We start from the raw sequence: 23413 nt of genomic DNA, 5'->3' as shown, positions 1-23413 counted from the left end.
GAAACCGAGTGATCTAGCCATGGCCAGGTTGAAGGTGCGGTAACACGCACTGGAGGACCGAACCCACGCCTGTTGAAAAAGTCGGGGATGAGCTGTGGCTAGGGGTGAAAGGCCAATCAAACTCGGAAATAGCTGGTTCTCCGCGAAATCTATTTAGGTAGAGCGTCGGATGAATACTCTCGGGGGTAGAGCACTGGATGGGCTATGGGGGCTTACCGCCTTACTGATCCTAACCAAACTCCGAATACCGAGAAGTACTATCCGGCAGACACACAGTGGGTGCTAACGTCCATTGTGGAGAGGGAAACAACCCTGACCGCCAGTTAAGGTCCCTAAGTTATGGCTAAGTGGGAAAGGATGTAGGACTCCCAAAACAACCAGGATGTTGGCTTAGAAGCAGCCATCATTTAAAGAAAGCGTAACAGCTCACTGGTCTAAATAAGGGGTCCCGCGCCGAAAATGTACCGGGGCTCAAGCCATACACCGAAACTGCGGGTGCATCTTTGATGCGCGGTAGCGGAGCGTTCTGTAAGTCTGCGAAGGGAGACCTGTGAGGGCTCCTGGAGATATCAGAAGTGCGAATGCTGACATGAGTAACGATAAAGAGTGTGAGAGACACTCTCGCCGAAAGTCCAAGGGTTCCTGCGCAACGCTAATCGGCGCAGGGTTAGCCGGCCCCTAAGGCGAGGCCGAAAGGCGTAGTCGATGGGAATGCAGTTAATATTCTGCAGCTTGGTGGTAGTGACGGATGCCGTGTGTTGTATCTCCTTATTGGATTGGGGGTGCAGCGAAGGTGTTCCAGGAAATAGCTCCACCGTATAAACCGTACCCGAAACCGACACAGGTGGACTGGTAGAGAATACCAAGGCGCTTGAGAGAACTATGCTGAAGGAACTCGGCAAAATGCTCCCGTAAGTTCGCGAGAAGGGAGACCTCAGTTCGGGCAACCGGATTGGGGTGGCACAGACCAGGGGGTGGCGACTGTTTATCAAAAACACAGGGCTCTGCGAAGCCGCAAGGCGACGTATAGGGTCTGACGCCTGCCCGGTGCTGGAAGGTTAAGAGGAGGTGTGCAAGCACCGAATTGAAGCCCCAGTAAACGGCGGCCGTAACTATAACGGTCCTAAGGTAGCGAAATTCCTTGTCGGGTAAGTTCCGACCTGCACGAATGGCGTAACGACTTCCCCGCTGTCTCCAGCATAGACTCAGTGAAATTGAATTCCCCGTGAAGATGCGGGGTTCCTGCGGTCAGACGGAAAGACCCCGTGCACCTTTACTACAGCTTCACACTGGTATTCGTCACGACATGTGTAGGATAGGTGGTAGACGTTGAAACAAGGGCGCCAGCTCTTGTGGAGTCACCCTTGAAATACCACCCTTGTCGTCATGGATATCTAACCGCGGTACAACAATATCCGGGACCGTGTGTGGCGGGTAGTTTGACTGGGGCGGTCGCCTCCCAAATGGTAACGGAGGCGCGCGAAGGTGGGCTCAGAGCGGTCGGAAATCGCTCGTTGAGTGCAATGGCATAAGCCTGCCTGACTGCGAGACTGACAAGTCGAGCAGAGACGAAAGTCGGCCATAGTGATCCGGTGGTCCCTCGTGGAAGGGCCATCGCTCAACGGATAAAAGGTACGCCGGGGATAACAGGCTGATGATGCCCAAGAGTCCATATCGACGGCATTGTTTGGCACCTCGATGTCGACTCATCACATCCTGGGGCTGGAGCAGGTCCCAAGGGTTTGGCTGTTCGCCAATTAAAGTGGTACGTGAGTTGGGTTCAGAACGTCGCGAGACAGTTCGGTCCCTATCTGCCGTGGGTGTAGGAGAATTGAGAGGATCTGTCCCTAGTACGAGAGGACCGGGATGGACGTACCTCTGGTGGACCTGTTGTGGCGCCAGCCGCATTGCAGGGTAGCTATGTACGGAAGGGATAACCGCTGAAAGCATCTAAGCGGGAAACCCACCTCAAAACCAGCTCTCCCTGAAGAGCCGTGGAAGACCACCACGTCGATAGGAAGCGTGTGGAAGTGCGGCAACGCATGAAGCTTAGCTTTACTAATAGCTCGTTCGGCTTGATCCTCTCATTAGTCAATGTTCATCTTTTAAATGCGCTACCGCCCTTCGGGCTACTTGAGCGCGTTTAAGACCAGTTTGCCCCTCAAGGGAAAAGGTTCGAACCGAAAGGTTCGTAAGCGCAAAGCGCGCCGGCCGGTCAGGCCGCCTCCCGGAGGCCAGCTGCAAAGCAGCGTGCGGCCGTGAGGGCAAACAAAAAACAAACCAAGACCAGTTCACAACAAACTGCGCTTCGCCGGCCTGGTGGCCCCAGCGGGGAGCCCCCACCCGATCCCATCCCGAACTCGGCCGTGAAACTCCCCAGCGCCAATGGTACTGCATCTTAAGGTGTGGGAGAGTAGGTCGCCGCCAGGCCTGCTAAACGCAGTTTGACAGTTTAGTGCGCTACCGCCTGTCGGCTACTTGAGCGCTAAATCTCTTCAACTTGAGCGCTCACGGCCGCACCGGGCTTCGCCCTGGCCTCCGCGAGGGCGGCCAAAAGTGGCCGACGCGCTTTGCGCTTGCCTTCGCTGCGCTTCGGAACAATCGTTCCATTCCAGCGAAATCAAATAGGGACCCTCTCCAAAAGGGAGCAGCCCACGCGACAACCGAAGATCCAAAAGATCGAGGACGCGCAAAACAAAAATAACGCGGGATGGAGCAGCCCGGTAGCTCGTCAGGCTCATAACCTGAAGGTCGCAGGTTCAAATCCTGCTCCCGCAACCAAAAAACAGCCGCCCATCTCGGGCGGCTTTTTTTTGCTTAGGGGTCGTCGATTTGAACCGGACGGGGTCCCCGGAAGGAGGGCTTTGCCCGACGCAACGGGGCAAAAAACACCAAATCCTGCTCCCGCAACCAAATTCGACAACAGCCTCATCCCGTAAGGGGTGGGGCTGTTGTCGTATTCGGTCAGTGGATACAGAGTTGGACCTCCCCGGGCCCCATCAAGGAGGACAACGTCCGACGCAGAAGGGCAAAAAACTCCCAAATCCTGCTCACAAAACCAAAAAAGCCGCCCATCTCGGGCGGCTTTTTTGCTGAACGAAACGCCCAAAATCTAAACCGGAAAACCTGACAAAGAGACCTTTGGCCGTCCAGAAACAAAACTCCATGCAACGCGGACAAAGCACCGACGCATGGTACGCAAGATAGGCGTGCGGAAACTCTTGGGGGCGAAAACTCTTGGATGCGGTGTGCGTAAACAGCTCTAAAAACATCAAACCTGATTGGATGCAACAATCAGAGATAGTGGAAAACGCGAAGCTCGCGCCAAAAGACCTCCTGAATGATTAATCTCAAAGCGTGCAGCCCAACAACCGTCCTATCCTATTTGAAACGGTTAAATGGCAGAACCCCTGGGATCGCTTCATGCATGAAATGTCTTTGTGTGAGAATATCCTTGAGATCATTACCGCCCAAGCGGATCAACAAGCGTTTTCGAAGGTAAAACTTGTGCGCCTGGAAGTTGGTCCACTGTCGGGCGTTGAGATCGAGGCGTTGCGTTTCGGTTTCGATGTCGTCATGCGCGGCAGTGTTGCTGAAGACGCCAGATTAGACATCCTCTGTCCTGATGCAACGGCTTGGTGTGAGGCTTGCGAAACAACTGTTCCCATTCTCGAACGTTATGATTCCTGTCCGAACTGCGGGGCTGTCAGTTTAAAGATCACCAGCGGTGGCGAGTTGCGGATCAAAGAAATGGAGGTGTCCTGATGTGTACCGTATGCGGGTGCGGTCCTGGTGAGACCAGGGTGGAAGGTGCTGACAAGGCGAAGCCCAAGCGCGACGGTGACCATCGGCACACAGGCGATCAATCTCTGAGAAATGGCAGCGATCACCACCACCACTACGGGACAGGTGAAGCCGGTGCGTCCGTGCCCGGAATGAGCCAGTCCCGGATGATCCAGCTTGAACAGGACATCCTGTCAAAAAACAATTCCTATGCCAACGCCAATCGCCGTCACTTCGCCGAGCGGGCGATCTTTGCGCTCAATCTTGTTTCCAGTCCCGGCTCAGGAAAGACAACGCTGCTGGTGGAAACGCTCAAAAGACTGAGTAAATCCCGGCACTGCTACGTCGTTGAGGGAGATCAGCAGACCAGTAACGATGCAGACCGTATTCGAGAGACCGGCGTCACCGCAGTTCAGATAAACACCGGCAAGGGCTGCCATCTTGATGGCCACATGGTCGGTCATGCTATTGAGCATATGTCGCCGTGCGATGGCAGTTTGATCTTCATCGAAAATGTTGGAAATCTTGTTTGTCCGGCTGCCTTTGACCTGGGCGAAGCCCACAAAGTCGTGATCTTGTCTGTCACCGAGGGCGAGGACAAACCGATCAAATACCCGGACATGTTCGCCGCTGCTGACCTGATGCTTCTGAATAAATCTGACTTGCTGCCGCATCTCGATTTTGACGTGGAAGCAGCCAAGGAGAATGCCCTCAGGGTCAATCCGAACATCACTATCCTGACGGTTTCGGCTCGTACGGGCGAGGGTTTCGACCATTGGCTTACCTGGATCAAGGCGGCTCGCACCATGAAGCTGGCCGGACATCCGGTTCTCGGCGCAGCGGAATAGGAGCAGGTCATGTGTCTTGCTATCCCAGCGAAAGTCACAGAACTACTCGACGACGCAATGGCGATCGTCGCCCTGGAAGGGATCAAGAAGAAGATATCTACTGCGCTGGTCGAGGACTTGTCTGTCGGCGACTACGTGCTGGTTCATGTGGGCTATGCGCTCCACAAGGTCAGTCCGGAGGAAGCAAGCCGGACGCTCTCGCTCATGGCGGAGGCCGGTGTGCTTCAGGAGGAGCTTGAAGAAATCGCGGAGACATCCAAATGAAGTATGTCGATGAGTTTCGCGACCGGGATCTTGCGAAGTCCATAGCCCTGGGCATTCGTCAGGAAGCTCACCCAGGACGGACCTACAATCTCATGGAGTTCTGCGGTGGACACACACACGCGATCTTCCGGTACGGCGTCAAAGACTTGATGCCGGAGAATGTTCGTTTTGTTCATGGACCCGGCTGCCCGGTCTGCGTTCTACCTGTTCGGCGCTTGGATGACGCCGTGGAAATCGCGGAGCGCCATGGCGTCATTCTGTGCACTTATGGTGACATGATGCGCGTTCCCGGAACAAAGCAACGCAGCCTTATCAGGGCGAAAGCGGATGGCGCCGACATTCGCATGGTCTATTCGACGATGGACGCGCTCAAAATTGCCCGCGACAATCCTGGTCAGCAGGTTGTCTTCTTCGCGATTGGTTTTGAAACCACAACGCCTCCGACGGCAGTCGCCATAAAACAGGCGCGGAAAGAGGGACTGTCCAATTTTTCAGTCTTTTGCAATCACGTTCTGACCCCGTCCGCGATTGGGCATATTCTGGCATCGCCGGAAGTGCGGGATCTTGGAACCGTCCGGATTGACGGTTTTCTAGGCCCCTCTCACGTCAGCTCAGTCATCGGATCTGAACCTTATGAGTTTTTCGCCGAGGAGTTCGGCAAACCGGTGGTGATCGCCGGTTTCGAACCTTTGGACGTGATGCAGTCCACTTTGATGCTCATTCGCCAGATCAACGAAGGTCGTCATGACATCGAGAATGAGTATACGCGTGTCGTTACCCGTAAAGGAAATCTGAAAGCTCAAGATCTCGTTTCAAAGGTATTCGAGTTGCGCCAGAGTTTCGAGTGGCGTGGCCTCGGCAAAGTGCCCTATAGCGCATTGAAAATACGAAAAGACTTTGCGGAATTCGATGCAGAAAAGCGTTTCGATTTTTCGGAAAAAGTCTCGCGCGAAGTAAAATCCTGTGAATGTCCAGCTATCTTGCGCGGTGTCAAAAAGCCGACTGACTGTAAGCTTTTCGGAACCGTATGCACACCGGACAATCCGATGGGGTCCTGTATGGTTTCCTCAGAAGGGGCCTGCGCTGCTTACTGGACATATGGTCGGTATCGCGACAAGGCACGTTCGCCCCGGCGGGAGGTAGCAGCATGAATGTCGCGCCATCCGATCTCGGGCGGCGAACGGGCACTGTCGATATGGTGCATGGCGGTGGTGGCCGGGCCATGACTGAGCTCATAAGGGACCTGTTTCAAAGGCATCTAAGCAACCCGATCCTGGATCAGGGCCACGATGCTGCCCTGCTGGAAGCTTCAAGCGGAAGGCTGGTGGTTTCAACGGATGGGCATGTCATCTCACCACTCTTTTTCCCAGGAGGAGACATCGGATCCCTGTCGGTCCACGGAACCTTGAATGACGTGGCGATGGCTGGTGCCAGGCCTCTTTGTCTTACAGCTGGCTTCATCCTTGAAGAAGGGTTTCCCCTTGCCGATCTGGAGCGCATTGTCATGTCCATGGCTGCGGCCGCCAGCGAGGCCGGTGTCCCGGTTGCTACGGGTGACACCAAGGTCGTTGAAAAAGGCAAGGGCGACGGAGTTTTCATCACAACAACGGGATTGGGTGTCGTTCCGGACGGGGTCGAGATATCGGTGACGCGCGCGAAACCTGGCCAGGCGATCCTTCTGTCAGGCTCGATCGGTGACCACGGTGTTGCCATCCTGTCGAAGCGGGAAAACCTGGAATTTGAAACCGAGATTGTGTCTGACAGCGCTGCATTGCACACCCTTGTTGCCGATATGATCGAAGCGGTACCGGATATCGCGGTGCTGCGAGACCCGACCCGTGGTGGTCTTGCCGCCACTTTGAACGAACTGGCCAGGGCGGCGGGTGTCGGCATGCATCTCGACGAAAGCGCGATACCGGTCAAGGGCGACGTCGCTGCGGCGTGCGAGTTGCTCGGACTGGACCCGCTTCACGTGGCAAACGAAGGCAAGCTTGTCTGTCTGTGTGAGCAAGCAGATGCCGACAGACTGTTGTCTGTTATGCGGGCGCATCCGCTTGGACGTGACGCCGCGATCATCGGAAGGGTTACGGACGATGAAGCACGGCTTGTCGAAATGGAAACGGAAATTGGAGGTTTGCGGGTCGTAGACTGGCTTTCGGGTGAACAGCTTCCGAGGATTTGCTGATCATGCGGATCCTCCTTCTCTGCCACGGCTTCAATTCGCTGACGCAGAGACTGTTCTGCGATCTCACTGCGGCCGGGCATGAGGTTTCGGTCGAATTCGATATCAATGATGCGGTGACGGAAGAAGCCGTGGGCTTGTACAAGCCGGAGGTTTTGATTGCACCGTTTTTGAAACGGGCAATTCCTGCAACGGTCTACGAAAACCTGCAGTGTTTCGTTGTTCATCCAGGGCCGCCGGGTGACCGCGGACCGAATGCGCTTGATTGGGCTGTTCTTGACAATGCCAAGACCTGGGGCGTGACTGTGCTTCAGGCCGTGGCTGAACTGGATGCCGGCCCTGTCTGGGCCAGTCGCTCTTTCGCGCTGAGGCCGGCCTCAAAATCGAGTCTCTACCGCAACGAGGTCGCGGAGGCCGCGGTGTCAGCGGTCTTTGAAGCCCTTGGAAAGCTCGAATGCGGGCAATTTCCCGAACAGATCGTGGAAGATGCCTTCTATTGGCGGCCTTCTGTGCGCCAGGCGGACAGGAAGATCGATTGGCAGAACGACGAAACTGAAACAGTTCTGCGGAAGATCCGCTCGGCTGATGGGATGCCAGGATTACGGGACAAAGTTTTTGGTGAAAGTGTCTGTCTCTATGATGCGAGGCTGTGCCGTGAGGTCCTGGAGGATGCGATTGAACCAGGGACTGTGATATTGCGGTCTGGTCCGGCGATCGCGATCAAGACTGTCGATGGAGCCGTCTGGATCGGCCATGTCCGCAAAGCTTCCGGAGACGCGGTCAAATTGCCGATGACCAGGAGCTTTGCAAAGCAATCAACTGCATTGCCCGAAGTGTCTGGCGGCTATCGCGACATCGCTTATGAGATCATCGGTGATGTTGGCTACCTGCACTTTGATTTTTATAATGGTGCCATGGGAACTGATGATTGCCGGCGGCTTCTGAGGGCCTTTCGGGCAGCTGTTGCCAGCGACGTGAAAGTGCTGGTTCTGATGGGCGGACCGGATCACTGGTCAAACGGTCTCAATCTCAATCTGATTGAAGCGGCGGAAAGTCCTGCTGAAGAAAGCTGGGCCAATATCCAGGCGATGGACGACCTCGCCGAAGCAATCATAAAGGCAACAGACAAGTGGATCATTTCAGCGATGGGTGGCAATGCGGGGGCGGGAGGCGTGTTTCTGGCCCGGGCGGCGGATGAAGTCTGGATCAGCACAGGCGTGGTGCTCAACCCGCATTACAAGGATATGGGCAACCTCTATGGCTCGGAATATTGGACCTATCTGCTCCCGAAATATGCCGGTGCGGAGAATGCCAGAAAGATAGCACAAGCGCGCCTGCCAATGGGAGCACGTGAAGCGGTCTCATTGGGTCTGGCCGACAGGCTGTTTGACGATGATCCTGGCACTTTCCAGGATGCAGTAACCGCTGCGGCAAATGAGCTGGCCGGCGAGAACCTGACCGATCGCTTATGTGAAAAAAGAAAAGGGCGCGAGCAAGATGAACTGTCGAAGCCACTTGCATCCTATCGCGCGAGCGAATTGGAGCACATGCACAAAAACTTCTTTGGTTTCGATCCCAGCTATCATGTGGCCAGATACAACTTTGTCCGGAAGGTACCGAAATCGCGGACCCCACTGACACTTGCCATTCATCGCGACGGTAAATCCAAGCGTCGACTGCAAACGTCCGTGGTCGGACCGGCTCCCGAATTGTTGAGACCGGAAGTGAAATCACACCGCTGGCAGGACTGATGTCAGATCGGAGCAAACAAAAAACGAAAACCGATTGCGCACCTCTCCAATGGTGTATTGCCAATGGATGATCAGGCATCGAATCCACCAATGCACGCTACGCGAGTTCGCGTTACAGGACTTGTGCAGGGTGTCGGTTTCCGTCCATTTGTTTGGCATCTGGCTGAAGAAGAAGGTCTCAGCGGTAAAGTCTGGAATGATGCGGCGGGTGTCTTGGCAACAGTATGCGGGCCGGAAGACGCCATTATTAGGTTTCTCTCCAGGCTGCGCGCAGAAGCTCCACCCTTGGCCCGGATCGACGACATTAGATCGGAACCCGACACATCCGTTCTCGACGACGCTTTCGCCGGATTTCAAATTGTCACAAGCATCGCAGGAGAGGTGAAAACCGGCATCGTACCGGATGCGGCCACCTGCCCGGACTGTCTGAGCGAAACGTTCGACCCTAAGAGCAGACGTTTCTATTACCCGTTCACGAACTGCACCCATTGTGGACCACGGCTATCGATTGTCAGCGCCATTCCCTATGACCGTGAAAATACGTCAATGGCGTCCTTTGTCATGTGCAGCCAATGTCAGGCAGAATATGAGGCACCTGCCGACCGGAGATTCCATGCTCAACCGAATGCGTGTCCACAATGCGGGCCCAGGGTTTGGATTGAACAGTCAGGCAGCGAAGTTGGCGCGCCTGATCCGATAAAGACGATCGCACGGCGAATTGAAAAGGGCGAGATTGCTGCCGTAAAAGGCATTGGGGGGTTTCATCTGGCTGTTGACGCGAGCAACAGCCAGGCTGTCGAGACGCTGCGAACACGAAAGAATAGACCCCGAAAACCGCTGGCAATCATGGCAAGGGACCTTGATCAGGTTCGGACCTATTGTGATGTTGGTGAAGAAGAAGCGGATTTGCTGACCGCAGCCGCGGCACCTATCGTCCTCCTTAAATCAAAGCAAAATACGGCGCTTGCTTCAGGACTTGCACCGGGAACTGATCGTCTTGGTGTGATGCTGCCTTCTTCGCCTTTGCACCATCTCTTGATGTCGGAACTGCGCAGGCCAATTGTTCTGACCTCAGGCAATTTGTCCGAGGAGCCTCAGGCAACCGAAAATGCAGAGGCCCGCGAGACGCTCGGCCATATTGCCGACGCGTATCTCATGCACGACCGGCCGATCGTGAACCGGCTTGATGACAGTCTCGTCCGGGTGTCCCGGTCCGGCACAGCCGTCTTGCGCCGTGCCAGGGGATTTGCACCCGCTCCAGTCCGCCTGGGAGAGGAGCTCAGGCAATCGTCAGTACCAGTTCTGGCAATGGGTGGGGAGTTGAAGTCGACATTCTGTTTTCTCCGCAATGGGCAGGCAATTGTCTCCCAACACATGGGCGACCTGGAAAACCGCCGGACGCTTGAAGACTTTCAGAAAACGCTCGCGCTTTATCGGCGAATTTACGATTTTGACCCTCAACTGATCGCGATTGACAGTCATATCGACTATTTGTCCACCCAACTCGGCCACAGGTTGGCGGCGGAGACGGGAGCTGAGTTGACCGAAGTTCAGCACCATCATGCGCATTTTGCCGCCTGCCTCGCTGAAGCCGGTGTTTCCCCCGAAGATGAAGCATCGCTTGCAATTGTTCTGGACGGATCTGGCCTGGGCACTGACAAGACAATTTGGGGCGGTGAGCTGTTGGTCGGCGGCTACAAACATTTTGAGCGCGTCGCCCATTTTCGGCCTGTTGCTTTACCCGGGGGGACCGCGGCCATACGTGAACCCTGGCGTAATCTATATGCACATTTGCAAGCCGTCTTCGGTTCAGACCAGGCTTTTAAAATCTGTAACAGCGTTTTCGGTGACCGGTTCGCGGGCAGGAACCTGTCCATCTTGGACCGGATGATCGCCAAGGGCTTGAACGCGCCACTGTCGTCCTCAGCGGGCCGGATGTTTGATGCAGTCGCTGCTGCATTGGATGTTTGCGCGCAGAGGCAAAGCTTTGAGGGCGAAACGGGTCTGACGTTGGAAGCGATGGCCCGGCCATTCGCCTCCGATGAGGAGGGTTATCCGATCGATATCGATGGCGGTGAAACGAAGATTTTCACCTGGAAGCCCCTTTGGGCAACTCTTCTCAATGATCTTCAAGCAGGTGTCGACGGGGGCAGGATATCAGCAAGGTTTCACGTTGGCCTGATCAACGCGCTCAGCAAGTGCAGCCTGCAAATAGCCCAAGAGCGGGAAGTGAAACGCATCGTCCTTTCGGGGGGCGTCATGCAGAACGAGTTGTTGGTGGATGGATTGGCAGAAAGATTGCGGAACACAGGTATGGAAGTGATCTTACCTAGAGAACTCCCGGCGAATGACGGTGGCATCTCTCTGGGTCAGGCTGTCATTGCTGCGATCAGGGCCGAGATCTGAGAAGTTCCTTGCGATCCATGAGCACCTTTTGCATCAAGCGATTTACCGTCCGGCTTAGTCCGCCGATTGGTGCTGGCGGCGCGAAAAAATCTGTTTCGCCATTTCTTGTGCTGGCCGGATTGCTGCAATCGGGTCCAGTGTTTCCGGCCAGTTGATTTCGACAGAACTGCGATTGGACAGGGCTTCCGTGAACGGGATGTTGTCAGTGCTTGCCGCAGCAACAGTTTCCTTGGCAACAGCTCGTGAAATACCTGCTTTGGCCAATGCGAAACTGGCAGCTTCCGCCATGATGGCTGGATTGGCGTCGATTGTTCCGGAAAGTCCGTCGGGCCGGGGCGTCAGACTCTCGGCGAGAGCTTGTGCATGCTGAAGTGACCGGCCGGTGCACAGGAACAGCTGTGGAAGACAGTGCCATTCCAGCGGCCATTTCGCACCGTCGCGTTCCTCGGCGGGATTGGCAGCGATGATGAGGCCGTGTTCTGCTGTGATGCTCAACTGATGGAGCACTTGAATGGTTTCGGCCTGCACGGGGTTAGATTTTTGCGGCATGGTCGAAGAGCCGCCACCGGCACCGCTCGTGACCTCTCCAATGTCGCTGCGTCCAAGAAGCACCAGGTCCTGAGCCATTTTTGACAGGGCGGCCGTCAGTTGTACGAGCCAGCTGGAGATCTTGAGCAACGGCGTTCGGTTGACATGCCAAGAGGGAGAATCTGCAAGCCCAAGTTCCTGCGATAGAGCCTTTGAAACCGCTGGTCCATCAGGATAAATGGCGTTGTTGGTGCCTGACGCTCCGCCGAACTGAACTTTCAGCGCACCGTGGCGAAGCTCCGGCAACGCAGCTTCAGCGTCAATCAGCGGATGCGCCCATTGCGCAATTCGGTAACCGAGCGTGATTGGGGTAGAAACCTGGCTCCGGGTTCTGCCCGCCATGAGCACGCCGGCATGTCTGTCACTTTGTCTTTGCAGCGTATCAACCAGTTTCGCCAGCCGGGCTGAAAGGATCCCGAAGACGGCTTTGGCCTGCATCATCATCGCAGTGTCCATGACGTCCTGGCTCGTCGCGCCCCAATGGAGCCATTCGCCTGCATCCTGACCAACCAACTCACGTAACTCGGTCACAAGAGCCGGTACCGGAACGCCCGCAGCTTGCGTCCCAGCCGCAAGCCTGGCCGGGTCGACCCGTGCATGAGCCAGTTTCGCCTCGATTTCGGCAGCCGCGATTGCAGGAATGATCCCAAGTCTTCCCTGAACAACTGCCAGGGCCCGCTCAAACACAATGAAATGCGCGACGTCGCTGTCGTCACTCAAATGCCGAGCGAGTTCCTCGTCGGCAAAGAGATCAGCGTAAACGGGGCTTGAAAAGAGGGAAACAGACATGGCTCTCAAGTTCTAGGTCGTGCCCTGCATTGAGAGCCAAGAGATGTGGGTGGTCAAGCGGCGCGTTGCGGGAGATCCAGCATAGTTCGTGCCTGTTGCCAGCTCGCGACGGGGCGCTCGTACTTGTCGCAAAGATCAACCACCCGCTTGACGAGGGCCGCGTTGGAAGGCGCAAGGGAATCCTTGTCCAGTCTGACATTGTCTTCAAGTCCAGTGCGCGTATGACCGCCGGTGGCCACGCACCATTCGTTGACGTCCAACTGAAACCGGCCAATCCCGGCCGCGCACCAATCTGCGTCTGGCACGAGCCTTTCGACCGTTTTGATGTAGTAGTCGAAGACGTCACGGTCGACTGGCATGGCGTTTTTCACACCCATGACGAATTGCACATAGAGCCTGCCGGGAATGCGGCCGTCCCTATTCATGGCCGCTGCCTGATGGATGTGGCTGAGGTCGAATGCCTCGATCTCCGGTTTCACGCGATGAGCCCTCATTTCGCTGGACAACCAGTCAACGAGGTCGGGCGGGTTTTCATAGACCCGGGTCGGAAAATTGTTGGAGCCGACGGAAAGCGAAGCCATATCTGGTTGCAGCTGCAACATTCCGCCGCGCTCGTGTCCGGCCCCCGATCTGCCTCCCGTTGAAAACTGGATAATCATGCCGGGGCAATGCTTCGCCAGGCCTTCTTTCAGGCGGGCGAATTTTTCCGGGTCCGATGATGGTGTCTGGTCCTCATTGCGAACATGGGCATGAACGATTGCCGCACCAGCTTCAAAAGCCTCGTGGGTGCTTTCCACCTGTTCTTCAACCGATATGGGGACGGCGGGGTTGTTCTTCTTGGTTGGCACCGACCCGGTGATGGCGACACAGATGATGCAGGGTTTGCTCATGGCGGTTCTCATTATTCCTGTGTGCGCTGGACACTGGTGCCGTCAGGCCTTCGCTCTGAGGCAGCACGTTGGTCCATTGAGAGGTCGGTTTAGGGACCCGTTTGCTAGACATCGAAAAAGACGGTTTCGTCTTCACCCTGAAGTTTAATGTCAAAACGGTAGACAGTCTTGTCGTCACGTTCTGTTTTTTTGGCCAGAAGTGTCGCGCGCCGCCGCTCCCACTCGATCAGATTTAGAACAGGATCCTTGGCATTTGCCTCGGGCTCATCTTCAAAATAAAGCCTCGTGTTGAGACCGATATTGATGCCGCGGGCGACGATCCAGAGATTGAGATGCGGGGCCTGTTGTGATGCGCCCCGGCCGACAGTAGGTCCCGGTTTGACAGTGTCAAAGCCCCATTCACCTGTTTCGAAATCGGTGATGACCCGGCCCCATCCTCTGAACCCGTCTTCAACGTTTCCACCACCTTCCGGGTGAGCATAGTGCCCGTCGGCGTTCGCCTGCCAGACTTCCAGCATGACATCCTTCACCGGGCTGCCTGTGCCGTCCATGACAATACCTTCGACACGTATTCGTTCACCTTTCGCGTGTGGGCCGGTAATGTCCCATCCAAGTTCCTGGCGATAGATGTCAAAGCCAGCTGCACCCGGTGCCAGCCCGATATGGACGTAGGGACCGGCGGTCTGTGAGGGCGTTTCTGCCAGATAGTCTAATTTTTGTGGCATCGGTCAGTTCCCTTCCAGACGGTTCTCGAAAAGGGTCGAGCGACGCCCGCGCAAGATGACGTCGAATTTGTAGGCAATGGTATCCAGCGGGATCGTCGCATTCATGTCCAGCTTCGCAATCAGCTGCTCAATCGCGCCAGGATCCAGTATCGTTTTGACTATAGGACACTCGGGAATCAGTGGGTCGCCTTCAAAGTAGCACTGTGTAATCAGGCGTTGGCAGAACGCCGTTCCGAAGATCGACATGTGTATATGGGCAGGACGCCAATTGTTGACCCAGTTGCGCCAAGGGTAGGCGCCGGGTTTGACAGTTCGGAAATAGTAGTAGCCATTCTCATCGGTCAATGTCCGGCCGCAACCACCAAAATTTGGATCGATCGGGGCAAGGTACGTATCCTTCTTGTGGCGATATCGACCGCCCGCATTTGCCTGCCAGATTTCAACCAGTGTATTGGGTATCGGCCGGGCGTTCTCGTCCAGGATCCGGCCATGCAGGATGATCCGTTCGCCGATCGCGCTTTCGCCCGGTTGCGCATAATTGTAGATCAGGTCCCGATCCATCGGGTCGAGATCGTTGTGACCAAAGACAGGCCCGGTTGTCTCGGAGACCGAATTCTGAAGACTTATAAGGGAGTATTGCGGAGACCGTGAGACAGAGGTCTTGTAGTCCCGCGTGAGAGCCGGCGGATGGCGTTCGCGATTGCGTTGATAGAACTCGCCCGGTTTGAGCATATTTTCTCCCTTTCTGGAGTCGAGAAAGCTACCCTTCCTCGGCTTCCATCTCCGCGTAAGTCTGTTTGGCCAGTTTCAGCGCCTGGTTTGCACGGGGAACTCCGGCGTAAATGGCAACGTGCTGAAAAGCTTCCAGAACGTCCTCCTTGCTGGCGCCGGTATTGGCCGTTGCCCGAATATGCATCGGGATTTCTTCAAAGTTACCGAGTGCGGCCAGCAATGCCAGAGTGAGCATGGATCTTTCGCGCGCATTGATCCGCCCTGAACCCCAGACATTCCCCCAGGCTGCTTCGGTGATTAGCCGTTGGAATGGTGCATCGAACTCCGTTTTGTTGTCTTCAGCACGGTCGACATGATCGTCACCCAGAACTGCCCGCCGAACCCTCATGCCACTTTCATATCGATCCGACATGGAGGTCCTCCTTCAGGAAAGTCTTCAGATGGCCGGCAAAGACGTCAGGCTGCTCCACACACGGCAAGTGACCCGCATCGGAAATTTCCACATAACGGCTCCCCGGTATCAGAGCTGTCGTCGTGCGAACCACCTCTGGCGGGCTGGCAAGATCGTTAGAACCGCCAATCCCAATTGTGGGCAGTCGCAGTTCGGACGTCGAACCCGTCAGGTCGGCATCCGCGATTGCGTTGCAGCAGCCAATATAGCCGTCCGCGGGTGTCCGGGTCAGCATGTTACGCCAGCCTCTGCATTCGGTTGTTTCGCGAAATGGTTCGCAAAACCAACGGTCCATGACAGCGTCGGCGATGCTTTCAAGGCCGCCACTGCGGATCCGCGAAATTCGGTCCCGCCACATCGCTGCGTCACCCATTTTCGCACCTGTGTTTGATAAGACCAGTCCCCGGACAAGGTCCGGCTGGCGGTGCGCAAGCATTTGCCCGATCATCCCGCCGATGGAGAGACCGACAAACGAACATTTGTTGACATCGATCAGCCTCAGAAAGTGTTCCGTGTCTTTCGCCAGAACTTCCATGGTATAGGGCCCTGGAGGGCAGGAAGACAGGCCATGTCCTCGTTTGTCGAACCTGATCAGGCGAAGACCGGAATGCGGCAGTCGGTCGATAATCTTGTCCCAGAGCCTAAGATCGGTACCCAGGGAATTGGCGAAAACGACGGCAAACCCATTGGGGTCTCCATCTTCGCGCCAATGAATGTCGACCTCCGGAAGGTGCATTATCTGCATCAGTAGGGCAGTCCCACGTAGTTTTGCGCGAACCACCTCTGAGCCGTCTCGTTATAATGAAGCGACTCAATCTCCGCTCTTTGCATCTTGAGATCGAATTCGGATTGGTCCGGAAACCGATGCAGCATGTTGGTGGTTGCCCAACTGAACCGTTCCGCCTTCCAGATCCGGGCGAGAGCCTTTTCCGAATAAGTGTCGATGCCGTGCGTGTCATCGTCCCGATAGTATTGAACGAGACCTTCATTCAGATAGTGCACGTCGGACGCAGCTGTGTTGAGGCCCTTGGCACCTGTTGGCGGCACAATATGGGCAGCATCCCCACACAAGAACAGGCGGCCCCAGCGCATAGGTTCGCAGACAAATGAGCGCAATGGCGCAATTGATTTTTCGATGGATGGTCCCGTTACCAGACTGTCGGCGATCGCTTCGGGAACACGCCGCTTGAGTTCATCCCAAAACCTGTCATCGCTCCATTCCTGAAGATCGTCATTTAGTCCGCACTGAACATAGTAGCGCGACAAGCTATCGTTGCGCATCGAACAAAGCGCAAAACCCCGTTCAGAATTGGCATAGATAAGTTCTTCATGGACAGGTGGCGTCTCGGAAAGGACACCGAGCCATCCGAAGGGATAGACTTTTTCGTACTCTTTGAGCACGGTGTCCGGAATGGTCTTGCGGCTGACCCCGTGAAACCCGTCGCAACCGGCGACGAAGTCACAATCGATCCGGCGCGCACTACCGTCCACATTGAAGGTGACAAACGGATTGTCCGTATCGGCGTCACGGATCTCAACATCTTCGACTTCAAAAACTGTTCGGCAACCGGCGGTGTCCCGAGCATCATAAAGATCACGCGTGACTTCCGTCTGCCCATATACAATGACGTTTTCGCCGATCAATTTCTGGAAATTGATATCGAACATCTCACCGTCATATGAAATGCAGGTGCCATGATGGATGAAGCATTCCGTGTCCATGCGCTTGCTGACACCGGCCTCGCGCATCATGTCCACCAGGCCGGTCTCCAGAATGCCTGCCCGGATGCGACCCAAAACGTAATCACGTGTCTTGCGTTCAAGGATCACTGTCTCGATCCCCTTCAAATGAAGAAGCTGACCAAGCAGAAGACCTGAAGGGCCTCCACCGACAATGACAACTTGTGTACGCATGTATTTCTCCTCACCTGAATTCATATTGAATGAACGAATTTGAGAAGTAAAATGAGATATAGAGCCTCTTACTTTCCAAAAAAGATAACTAAATGATCGATCGGCGCATCAAATTCCGACACATTCAGTGTCTCGTCGAAATTGCCCAGGAACGCAGCTTGAAGCTGGCCGCGGACAAGCTGGGCCTGACACAGCCTGCCGTGTCCAAGACATTGAAAGAGCTTGAGGAAATCGTCGGCGCGACACTGATGACCCGCAATCGGGCGGGGATAGTGCTGACCAAACAGGGCGAGGTGTTTCTACACTTCGCACAGATTTCCCTTGCCAGTCTGCAGCAAGGCCTGGATGGGGTAGAGAGGGAAGGGGCTCAGGCACGTGCAACATTGAATGTCGGCGTCCTGCCGAGCGTGGCAGCCAGCCTTATGCCGCCGGTCATCCGTGAATTCTCCGAGATGGCGCCACATGTGATGGTTCGGATCATGGATGGTCCGCATTCTCACCTGATCGAACACTTGAAGCTTGGAAAGTTGGACCTGGTCATCGGACGTCTCGGTCGACCGGCATCAATGGAAGGTGTTTCCTTCACTCAGCTCTATTCAGAACGTGTCGATCTTGTGGTCCGTGCAGGCCATCCCCTCCTGCAAAACCCGGACATCAAGCGCATCATCGATTGGCCGGTTATCTATCCGCCGGAAGGCGCAGCGATCACGCCTCTGGTTGAACGTTTTATGATTGCGAATGGCGTTGGCGACATTCCCAACAAGATCGAAACGGTCTCGGGCGCATTCGGCAGGATCTACACACGCCGAACCGATGCCGTCTGGATTATCTCATCGGGTGTCGTTCAAAACGAGACCGCTGACGGCCATCTTGTTCGCCTGCCATTCGATACAGACATTACCAAGGGCCCGGTCGGTTTGATGACGCGGCCGGAGACCCCTCAACGACCGGAAGAGCAGGTGTTCCGCCTCGCGGTGCAACGCGTGATCGAGGACCTCATGCTGAGCTCCTGACCCTTGCATAAAACCAAATGAGGTGTGTCGAATGAATTCTCGATGGCACCTGGCCAACTTGAACTATGGTCTGTGTGCGCTCCGATGTGTCCTGGGAGGTGCACTGAATTCCTGTCTGTAGGCGCGGGTCAGTGCACTGGCATTTCGATATCCACATCGCGTGGCGATCTCCGCAACACTCAATCGTGTCAGCTCGACAAGACGGCGTGCTTCCCGCAACCGGATCGCCTTATAGACAGCCAGCGGGGGCATCTTCATCTCCTTTTGAAAATGACGCTCAAGCTCACGCTGATCGATTTTAAGGCGGTCGGCCAATTCCGGTATCGTCAAGGGTGTCTCTATGGTCCGCCGCATCAGCGCAGTGGCACTACCAACCAGTTTGTCCGAGCTCATTCTTAGATAGGGGTCTTGCAGGTCAAGCTTGTCGCCATGCATGAAAAGAGCACCGACCTCGAGTGAGAACATCGCGCTGTGTTGCCGCTTGATCATTTCGAGCGTCAGTTCGATGGCTGTTGAAGCACCACCGCACGTCGCCAGATCCGTAGTCAATACAAAACGGTCCTCCAGCACATCGATGTCGGGAAAGGTTTCAGCGAAATGCGTAAACTCATCCCAGTGGATCGTTGCCCGTCGCCCGTCGAGCAACCCGGCCATCGCCATCAGCCAGGCGCCCGTATCCAGTCCCACGATCAATTGAAAGCGATCTCTTGCGGCACGAAGGGCTTGGTTCAGTTTCGGTGTTGCCAGATCCCGAAAGCCATAACTTGGCATAAGAAAAAGGATGTCACCTCGAGGCCGGACTTGCGGCCAGGAAGAGGTCTCGACAGGGAGCCCGCTTGACGACGTGACCGTGCCCCCATCCATGCTGAAATACTGCCAGGTGTACAGCGGTTCCCGGGCAATCGTGTTGGCAGCTCGAAACGGCTCAATCGTGTTTGCAAGGCAATGATTTGAAAATGCCTCAAACAGGAGAACGGAAATTTTCCGGCGATCTGGACGAATTTCCGAAAATGGCATGAAAAAATTCCAAAACAGCACGATTTTTCAGATTGTGTTGTCTCATGCTGTCTGCCTTGGCGCAACAGGAGCAGCCGCATGCAATTTGGTTTGAGCGAAGAACAGGACATGATCGTTTCTACGGTCAGGTCATTCGTCGAAAACGAAATCTATCCTCACGAGCAACTGGTGGAGCAGACCGGTGACGTGCCGCTGGAACTGGGTGAAGAGATCAAGCACAAGTGTCTGGATCTTGGATTTTACGCCTGCAATTTCCCGGAAGAGGTTGGCGGCGCCGGCCTGAGCCACATGGATTTCACGCTTGTGGAGCGTGAACTTGGTCGCGGGTCGATGGCGCTGACACACTTCTTCGGCCGTCCGCAGAACATTTTGATGGCCTGTGAAGGCGACCAGAGGGAGCGCTATCTGTTGCCCGCCGTGCGGGGTCAGAAAATGGACGCCCTCGCCATGACCGAACCGGACGCCGGATCAGACGTCCGCGGGATGAAATGTCAGGCGGTGCGTAAGGGTGGTGACTGGGTCGTCACCGGTTCCAAGCACTTCATATCCGGCGCGGAACATGCCGATTTCTTTATCGTGTTCGTTGCAACGGGGATCGACGAGACCGACAAGGGTCCGAAAAAGCGCATCACGTGCTTTCTGGTCGATAGGGACACGCCAGGTTTTGAAGTCCGGGACGGTTACAAGTCCGTCAGCCATCGCGGCTATAAGAATTACAGTCTCTATTTCGATGGCTGCCGGTTGCCGGATGCCCAGGTGCTCGGCAGGGTCGATGGTGGTTTTGAGGTCATGAATGAATGGCTCTACGCCACGCGGTTAACAGTTGCGGCCATGAGTGTCGGCAGGGCGCGGCGCTGTTTCGACCATGCCGTTTCCTATGCTGTCGACCGAAGGCAGTTCGGTCAGCAGATCGCAAAATTTCAAGGTGTCAGCTTTCAGATCGCGGACATGATCACGGAAATCGATGCGGCCGACTGGTTGACACTGGCAGGTGCCTGGCGGCTGGACGAAGGCCTTCCGGCAAACAGGGAGATCGCAAGCGCGAAGCTCTATGCAACGGAAATGCTGGCAAGGGTTACGGACGCAACGCTTCAGATCCATGGTGGCATGGGCCTCATGGATGACTTTCCGATCGAACGTTTCTGGCGAGATGCACGCGTCGAGCGAATTTGGGACGGCACCAGCGAAATCCAGCGTCACATTATCAGTCGTGATCTCTTCCGCCCCCTTGGAGCTTGAAGATGCGCACGCTTGAACGCCTGTTGCGCCCGAAATCCATTGCCGTGATCGGCGGAGGCAGCTGGTGTGAAAACGTGGTTCGTGAATGCCGGAAATTCGGCTTCGATGGCGAACTCTGGGCCGTTCATCCAACGCGCGCGGAGATCGCGGGATGCGCCACGATGCCCTCGCTGAACAGATTGCCGACGGTCCCTGACGCCGTCTACATTGGTGTCAATCGGAATGCGACAGTTGACATCGTCAGAGAACTTGCGGCCATGAGCGCCGGTGGAGCGGTCTGTTTTGCATCAGGCTTTCAGGAAGCGGCAGCCGAGTTGTCCGACGGAGCCGATCTTCAGTCCGCACTTGTTGAGGCGGCAGGCGACATGCCGATTCTGGGCCCCAACTGTTATGGCTTTATCAACGCGCTCGATGGTGCTGCTCTCTGGCCGGACCAACATGGTCTTGAAACAGTCGACCGCGGGGTCGCAATTGTCTCTCAGTCTTCCAATATCGCCCTGAATCTGACGATGCAGGCCAGGGGTCTGCCGATTTCCTACCTGGTCACGGTAGGCAATCAGGCCCAAACGGACATGTCACAGATCTGCGAAGCACTCCTGGAGGATGACCGGGTGACTGCGCTCGGTCTGCACATTGAAGGAATTGGTGACCTTGGCCATTTTGAACGTTTGGCACGCAGAGCCAATTCAATGGGGAAGCCGATAGTTGCCCTTAAAGTTGGAAAGTCGGAACAGGCGCGCCGCGCCGCGATTTCTCATACGGCTGCAATCGCGGGGAGTGCGGCCGGCTCCTCGGCCCTTTTCAAACGGCTTGGCATCGCCGAGGTCAGCAGCTTGCCGGTGTTGCTGGAGGCTTTGAAACTGGTGCATGTGACCGGCGCGCTTCCGAGTGCGGAATTGGCGTCCATGTCCTGTTCAGGTGGAGAGGCCAGTCTGATGGCAGATACGGCCAATGACCGATCTATCCGGTTTCCGGATCTGACCGAAACCCAGACAGATCTTCTTCGCAGTGTGCTCGGTCCCAAGGTTGCTCTAGCGAATCCTCTCGACTACCACACTTACATTTGGGGCGACGTCGATGCCATGAGCCGCACATTTGGCGCTATGATGTCTGGTTCGGCGTCTTTGGGCATCGTCGTGCTTGATTTCCCGCGACAGGACCGTTGTTCGGCCGAAGAGTGGCTCAAGGTGATCGACGCGATCGAAATCGCCGCCAAACAAAGCGGCAAACCAATAGCTGTCTTAAGCTCACTGTCAGAAACTTTGCCTGAAACAATTGCACGCGATCTTGTCAATCGGAACATTGTGCCCTTGTGCGGCATGTCGGAAGCGCTCGAAGCGATTGGCGCTGTTGCTTCCTGCAATCGAACGCTTCCGGAAAATGACATTCTGGTGCCTGAATCCCTCGGTGAAACAATCACGTTGACGGAACACAGTGCAAAGGACGTACTTTCTGCGTATGGCCTCCAGGCACCGAAGAGACGCCTTGCACACTCTTGCCAGCAGGCTGTCGAAGCAGCCCAATCAATCGGCTTGCCAGTTGTTTTGAAGGCCACAGGTTTCGCTCACAAAACCGAAGCGGGAGCCGTTGCTCTCAACCTTGGTTCGTTGGATGACGTGAAAGAGGCAGCCATCGGAATGCCGGCATCATCTCTGCTGGTTGAGGAAATGGTTTCGGACGCGCTTGCCGAACTGCTAGTGGGTGTCGTTCAGGACCCGGCCCACGGATATGTTTTGACGCTCGGTGCCGGTGGCATCCTGACCGAACTGCTTGATGACAGTGTCTCCTTGATATTGCCGACCAACCCCGCGGAGATTGAGGCGGCACTTGGCTCCTTGAAGATCGGCAAGGTTTTGGCGGGGTACCGGGGCAGGCAGGCGTGCGATTTTCCAGCGATCATTTCTGCCGTCATGGCAGTGCAGGCCTTTGTGTCATCTGTGCCGAGCGAGGAAGTTGAAATCAATCCGTTGTTGTGCGGAGAGGACTTTGCCATCGCGGCCGATGCGTTGATCAAGTGTGGAGCGGAATATGAACGATGAACCGATCAAGGTCCGCAAGGGCGGACATGTTCTTGAAGTGACACTCGACCGGCCCAAGGCAAACGCCATCGACCTTGCCACCAGCCGGATCATGGGCGACGTCTTCACGGAGTTTCGTGATGATCCGGAGTTGAGGGTGGCCATTGTCACAGGCGCTGGCGAAAAGTTCTTCTGTCCCGGCTGGGATCTCAAGGCTGCGGCGGACGGCGATGCGGTCGACGGTGACTATGGCAAGGGTGGGTTCGGTGGCCTTCAGGAATTGCGCGGCCTGAACAAGCCCGTGATCGCCGCGGTCAATGGCATCTGCTGTGGCGGTGGTCTGGAACTGGCGCTTTCCGCTGACATCATCCTTGCTGCGGGTCACGCAACCTTTGCCCTTCCGGAAATTCGCTCCGGTACGGTCGCGGATGCGGCCAGTATCAAATTGCCGAAACGCATCCCCTACCACATTGCCATGGAAATGCTGTTCACCGGTCGATGGTTGGATGCGGAAGAAGCCGCACGTTGGGGTCTGATCAATCACATCTATCCCGCAGACGATCTGATGAACGAGGCGCGAAAGCTTGCTGAACTCCTGGCATCCGGTCCGCCCCTTGTCTACGCAGCAATCAAGGAAGTCGTGCGCGAAGCAGAAGACATGAAATTTCAGGACGCGCTGAACCGCATCACCGGAAGTCAGTTTGAAACGGTTGAGACACTCTACCGGTCCGACGACCAGAAGGAAGGCGCACGTGCCTTTGCCGAAAAACGAGATCCGGTCTGGAAGGGCCGTTAGGAGACCA

Annotated in this window: 19 protein-coding genes, 1 tRNA gene and 2 rRNA genes (1 of these 22 only partly in view); 14 read left to right on the top strand and 8 right to left on the bottom strand. The window is 55.7% G+C overall.

Annotated elements, in window-relative coordinates:
* The 10 genes from FIV00_RS00815 to hypF form a co-directional block, all read left to right on the top strand.
* Positions 1-2083, top strand: a 23S ribosomal RNA gene (locus FIV00_RS00815) (it extends 641 nt beyond the left edge of the window).
* 232 nt (positions 2084-2315) lie between these two features.
* Positions 2316-2430 (top strand): 5S ribosomal RNA (gene rrf, locus FIV00_RS00810).
* Between the two features lie 274 nt (positions 2431-2704).
* Positions 2705-2781 (top strand) — tRNA-Met (locus FIV00_RS00805).
* Between the two features lie 642 nt (positions 2782-3423).
* Positions 3424-3765 (top strand): hydrogenase maturation nickel metallochaperone HypA, encoded by a 342-nt coding sequence (gene hypA / locus FIV00_RS00800; RefSeq protein ID WP_152499037.1) that lies wholly within the window; start codon positions 3424-3426, stop codon positions 3763-3765.
* Positions 3765-4631, top strand: a complete 867-nt coding sequence (gene hypB / locus FIV00_RS00795; protein WP_152499036.1) for a hydrogenase nickel incorporation protein HypB — start codon at positions 3765-3767, stop codon at positions 4629-4631. Before hypA ends, hypB begins: the two co-directional genes overlap by 1 nt.
* Positions 4632-4640: 9 nt before the next feature.
* Positions 4641-4895 (top strand): HypC/HybG/HupF family hydrogenase formation chaperone, encoded by a 255-nt coding sequence (locus tag FIV00_RS00790; RefSeq protein ID WP_152499035.1) that lies wholly within the window; start codon positions 4641-4643, stop codon positions 4893-4895.
* Entirely contained in the window at positions 4892-6046 is a 1155-nt protein-coding gene (hypD, locus tag FIV00_RS00785) for a hydrogenase formation protein HypD (RefSeq protein ID WP_152499034.1), read from the top strand. The genes FIV00_RS00790 and hypD overlap by 4 nt, the downstream gene beginning before the upstream one ends.
* A complete protein-coding gene (hypE, locus tag FIV00_RS00780) occupies positions 6043-7080 on the top strand; it encodes a hydrogenase expression/formation protein HypE (protein WP_152499033.1) in 1038 nt (345 codons plus the stop codon). Before hypD ends, hypE begins: the two co-directional genes overlap by 4 nt.
* Before the next feature lie 2 nt (positions 7081-7082).
* Positions 7083-8828 carry an enoyl-CoA hydratase-related protein gene (locus tag FIV00_RS00775; RefSeq protein WP_152499032.1) on the top strand — a complete coding sequence of 582 codons (1746 nt, stop codon included), beginning with the start codon at positions 7083-7085 and terminating at the stop codon, positions 8826-8828.
* Between the two features lie 90 nt (positions 8829-8918).
* Positions 8919-11234 carry a carbamoyltransferase HypF gene (gene hypF, locus FIV00_RS00770; protein ID WP_152499031.1) on the top strand — a complete coding sequence of 772 codons (2316 nt, stop codon included), beginning with the start codon at positions 8919-8921 and terminating at the stop codon, positions 11232-11234.
* Between the two features lie 54 nt (positions 11235-11288).
* On the opposite strand, the gene FIV00_RS00765 is transcribed toward hypF, so the two are convergent.
* The 7 genes from FIV00_RS00765 to pobA form a co-directional block, all read right to left on the bottom strand.
* On the bottom strand, positions 11289-12611 hold the full coding sequence (locus FIV00_RS00765; RefSeq protein ID WP_152499030.1) for a lyase family protein: 1323 nt from the start codon (positions 12609-12611) through the stop codon (positions 11289-11291).
* Positions 12612-12664: 53 nt separating this feature from the next.
* A complete protein-coding gene (locus FIV00_RS00760) occupies positions 12665-13501 on the bottom strand; it encodes a 3-keto-5-aminohexanoate cleavage protein (RefSeq protein WP_152499029.1) in 837 nt (278 codons plus the stop codon).
* Positions 13502-13605: 104 nt separating this feature from the next.
* A complete protein-coding gene (gene pcaG, locus FIV00_RS00755; protein ID WP_152499028.1) occupies positions 13606-14226 on the bottom strand; it encodes a protocatechuate 3,4-dioxygenase subunit alpha in 621 nt (206 codons plus the stop codon).
* 3 nt (positions 14227-14229) lie between these two features.
* Positions 14230-14958, bottom strand: a complete 729-nt coding sequence (gene pcaH / locus FIV00_RS00750; protein WP_152499027.1) for a protocatechuate 3,4-dioxygenase subunit beta — start codon at positions 14956-14958, stop codon at positions 14230-14232.
* A gap of 28 nt (positions 14959-14986) precedes the next feature.
* Positions 14987-15370 carry a 4-carboxymuconolactone decarboxylase gene (pcaC, locus tag FIV00_RS00745; protein ID WP_152499026.1) on the bottom strand — a complete coding sequence of 128 codons (384 nt, stop codon included), beginning with the start codon at positions 15368-15370 and terminating at the stop codon, positions 14987-14989.
* Positions 15354-16154, bottom strand: coding sequence for a 3-oxoadipate enol-lactonase (pcaD, locus tag FIV00_RS00740; protein WP_152499025.1), 801 nt, complete (start codon positions 16152-16154; stop codon positions 15354-15356). The genes pcaC and pcaD overlap by 17 nt, the downstream gene beginning before the upstream one ends.
* Entirely contained in the window at positions 16154-17323 is a 1170-nt protein-coding gene (pobA, locus tag FIV00_RS00735) for a 4-hydroxybenzoate 3-monooxygenase (RefSeq protein ID WP_152499024.1), read from the bottom strand. The genes pcaD and pobA overlap by 1 nt, the downstream gene beginning before the upstream one ends.
* Positions 17324-17415: 92 nt before the next feature.
* Here pobA and pcaQ point away from each other — a divergent pair, with 92 nt between their 5' ends.
* Positions 17416-18336 (top strand): pca operon transcription factor PcaQ, encoded by a 921-nt coding sequence (pcaQ, locus tag FIV00_RS00730; protein ID WP_152499023.1) that lies wholly within the window; start codon positions 17416-17418, stop codon positions 18334-18336.
* A gap of 63 nt (positions 18337-18399) precedes the next feature.
* Here pcaQ and FIV00_RS00725 read toward each other — a convergent pair whose 3' ends face one another.
* The gene (locus FIV00_RS00725) at positions 18400-19353 is read right to left on the bottom strand and encodes a GlxA family transcriptional regulator (protein WP_152499022.1); all 954 of its coding nucleotides are present in this window, start codon (positions 19351-19353) and stop codon (positions 18400-18402) included.
* A gap of 78 nt (positions 19354-19431) precedes the next feature.
* Here FIV00_RS00725 and FIV00_RS00720 point away from each other — a divergent pair, with 78 nt between their 5' ends.
* Genes FIV00_RS00720 through FIV00_RS00710 form a run of 3 tightly spaced genes read left to right on the top strand, consistent with a single transcriptional unit; the run spans position 19432 to position 23406 of the window.
* On the top strand, positions 19432-20592 hold the full coding sequence (locus FIV00_RS00720; protein ID WP_152499021.1) for an acyl-CoA dehydrogenase family protein: 1161 nt from the start codon (positions 19432-19434) through the stop codon (positions 20590-20592).
* Positions 20589-22631, top strand: a complete 2043-nt coding sequence (locus FIV00_RS00715; RefSeq protein WP_209006756.1) for an acetate--CoA ligase family protein — start codon at positions 20589-20591, stop codon at positions 22629-22631. Before FIV00_RS00720 ends, FIV00_RS00715 begins: the two co-directional genes overlap by 4 nt.
* Positions 22621-23406, top strand: a complete 786-nt coding sequence (locus FIV00_RS00710) for a carnitinyl-CoA dehydratase (RefSeq protein ID WP_152499019.1) — start codon at positions 22621-22623, stop codon at positions 23404-23406. Before FIV00_RS00715 ends, FIV00_RS00710 begins: the two co-directional genes overlap by 11 nt.
* Positions 23407-23413: the final 7 nt, after the last annotated feature.

This window comes from Labrenzia sp. THAF82 (assembly GCF_009363435.1).
GTDB lineage: Bacteria > Pseudomonadota > Alphaproteobacteria > Rhizobiales > Stappiaceae > Roseibium > Roseibium porphyridii.
This window is presented reverse-complemented; position numbering and strand designations above follow the sequence as displayed.

Excerpts from the sequence above, each read along its gene's own strand:
- hypA (WP_152499037.1), top strand. The coding sequence starts at position 3,424 with ATGCATGAAATGTCTTTGTGTGAGAATATCCTTGAGATCATTACCGCC.
- hypB (WP_152499036.1), top strand. The coding sequence starts at position 3,765 with ATGTGTACCGTATGCGGGTGCGGTCCTGGTGAGACCAGGGTGGAAGGT.
- FIV00_RS00790 (WP_152499035.1), top strand. The coding sequence starts at position 4,641 with ATGTGTCTTGCTATCCCAGCGAAAGTCACAGAACTACTCGACGACGCA.
- hypD (WP_152499034.1), top strand. The coding sequence starts at position 4,892 with ATGAAGTATGTCGATGAGTTTCGCGACCGGGATCTTGCGAAGTCCATA.
- hypE (WP_152499033.1), top strand. The coding sequence starts at position 6,043 with ATGAATGTCGCGCCATCCGATCTCGGGCGGCGAACGGGCACTGTCGAT.
- FIV00_RS00775 (WP_152499032.1), top strand. The coding sequence starts at position 7,083 with ATGCGGATCCTCCTTCTCTGCCACGGCTTCAATTCGCTGACGCAGAGA.
- hypF (WP_152499031.1), top strand. The coding sequence starts at position 8,919 with ATGCACGCTACGCGAGTTCGCGTTACAGGACTTGTGCAGGGTGTCGGT.
- FIV00_RS00765 (WP_152499030.1), bottom strand. The coding sequence starts at position 12,611 with ATGTCTGTTTCCCTCTTTTCAAGCCCCGTTTACGCTGATCTCTTTGCC.
- FIV00_RS00760 (WP_152499029.1), bottom strand. The coding sequence starts at position 13,501 with ATGAGCAAACCCTGCATCATCTGTGTCGCCATCACCGGGTCGGTGCCA.
- pcaG (WP_152499028.1), bottom strand. The coding sequence starts at position 14,226 with ATGCCACAAAAATTAGACTATCTGGCAGAAACGCCCTCACAGACCGCC.
- pcaH (WP_152499027.1), bottom strand. The coding sequence starts at position 14,958 with ATGCTCAAACCGGGCGAGTTCTATCAACGCAATCGCGAACGCCATCCG.
- pcaC (WP_152499026.1), bottom strand. The coding sequence starts at position 15,370 with ATGTCGGATCGATATGAAAGTGGCATGAGGGTTCGGCGGGCAGTTCTG.
- pcaD (WP_152499025.1), bottom strand. The coding sequence starts at position 16,154 with ATGCAGATAATGCACCTTCCGGAGGTCGACATTCATTGGCGCGAAGAT.
- pobA (WP_152499024.1), bottom strand. The coding sequence starts at position 17,323 with ATGCGTACACAAGTTGTCATTGTCGGTGGAGGCCCTTCAGGTCTTCTG.
- pcaQ (WP_152499023.1), top strand. The coding sequence starts at position 17,416 with ATGATCGATCGGCGCATCAAATTCCGACACATTCAGTGTCTCGTCGAA.
- FIV00_RS00725 (WP_152499022.1), bottom strand. The coding sequence starts at position 19,353 with ATGCCATTTTCGGAAATTCGTCCAGATCGCCGGAAAATTTCCGTTCTC.
- FIV00_RS00720 (WP_152499021.1), top strand. The coding sequence starts at position 19,432 with ATGCAATTTGGTTTGAGCGAAGAACAGGACATGATCGTTTCTACGGTC.
- FIV00_RS00710 (WP_152499019.1), top strand. The coding sequence starts at position 22,621 with ATGAACGATGAACCGATCAAGGTCCGCAAGGGCGGACATGTTCTTGAA.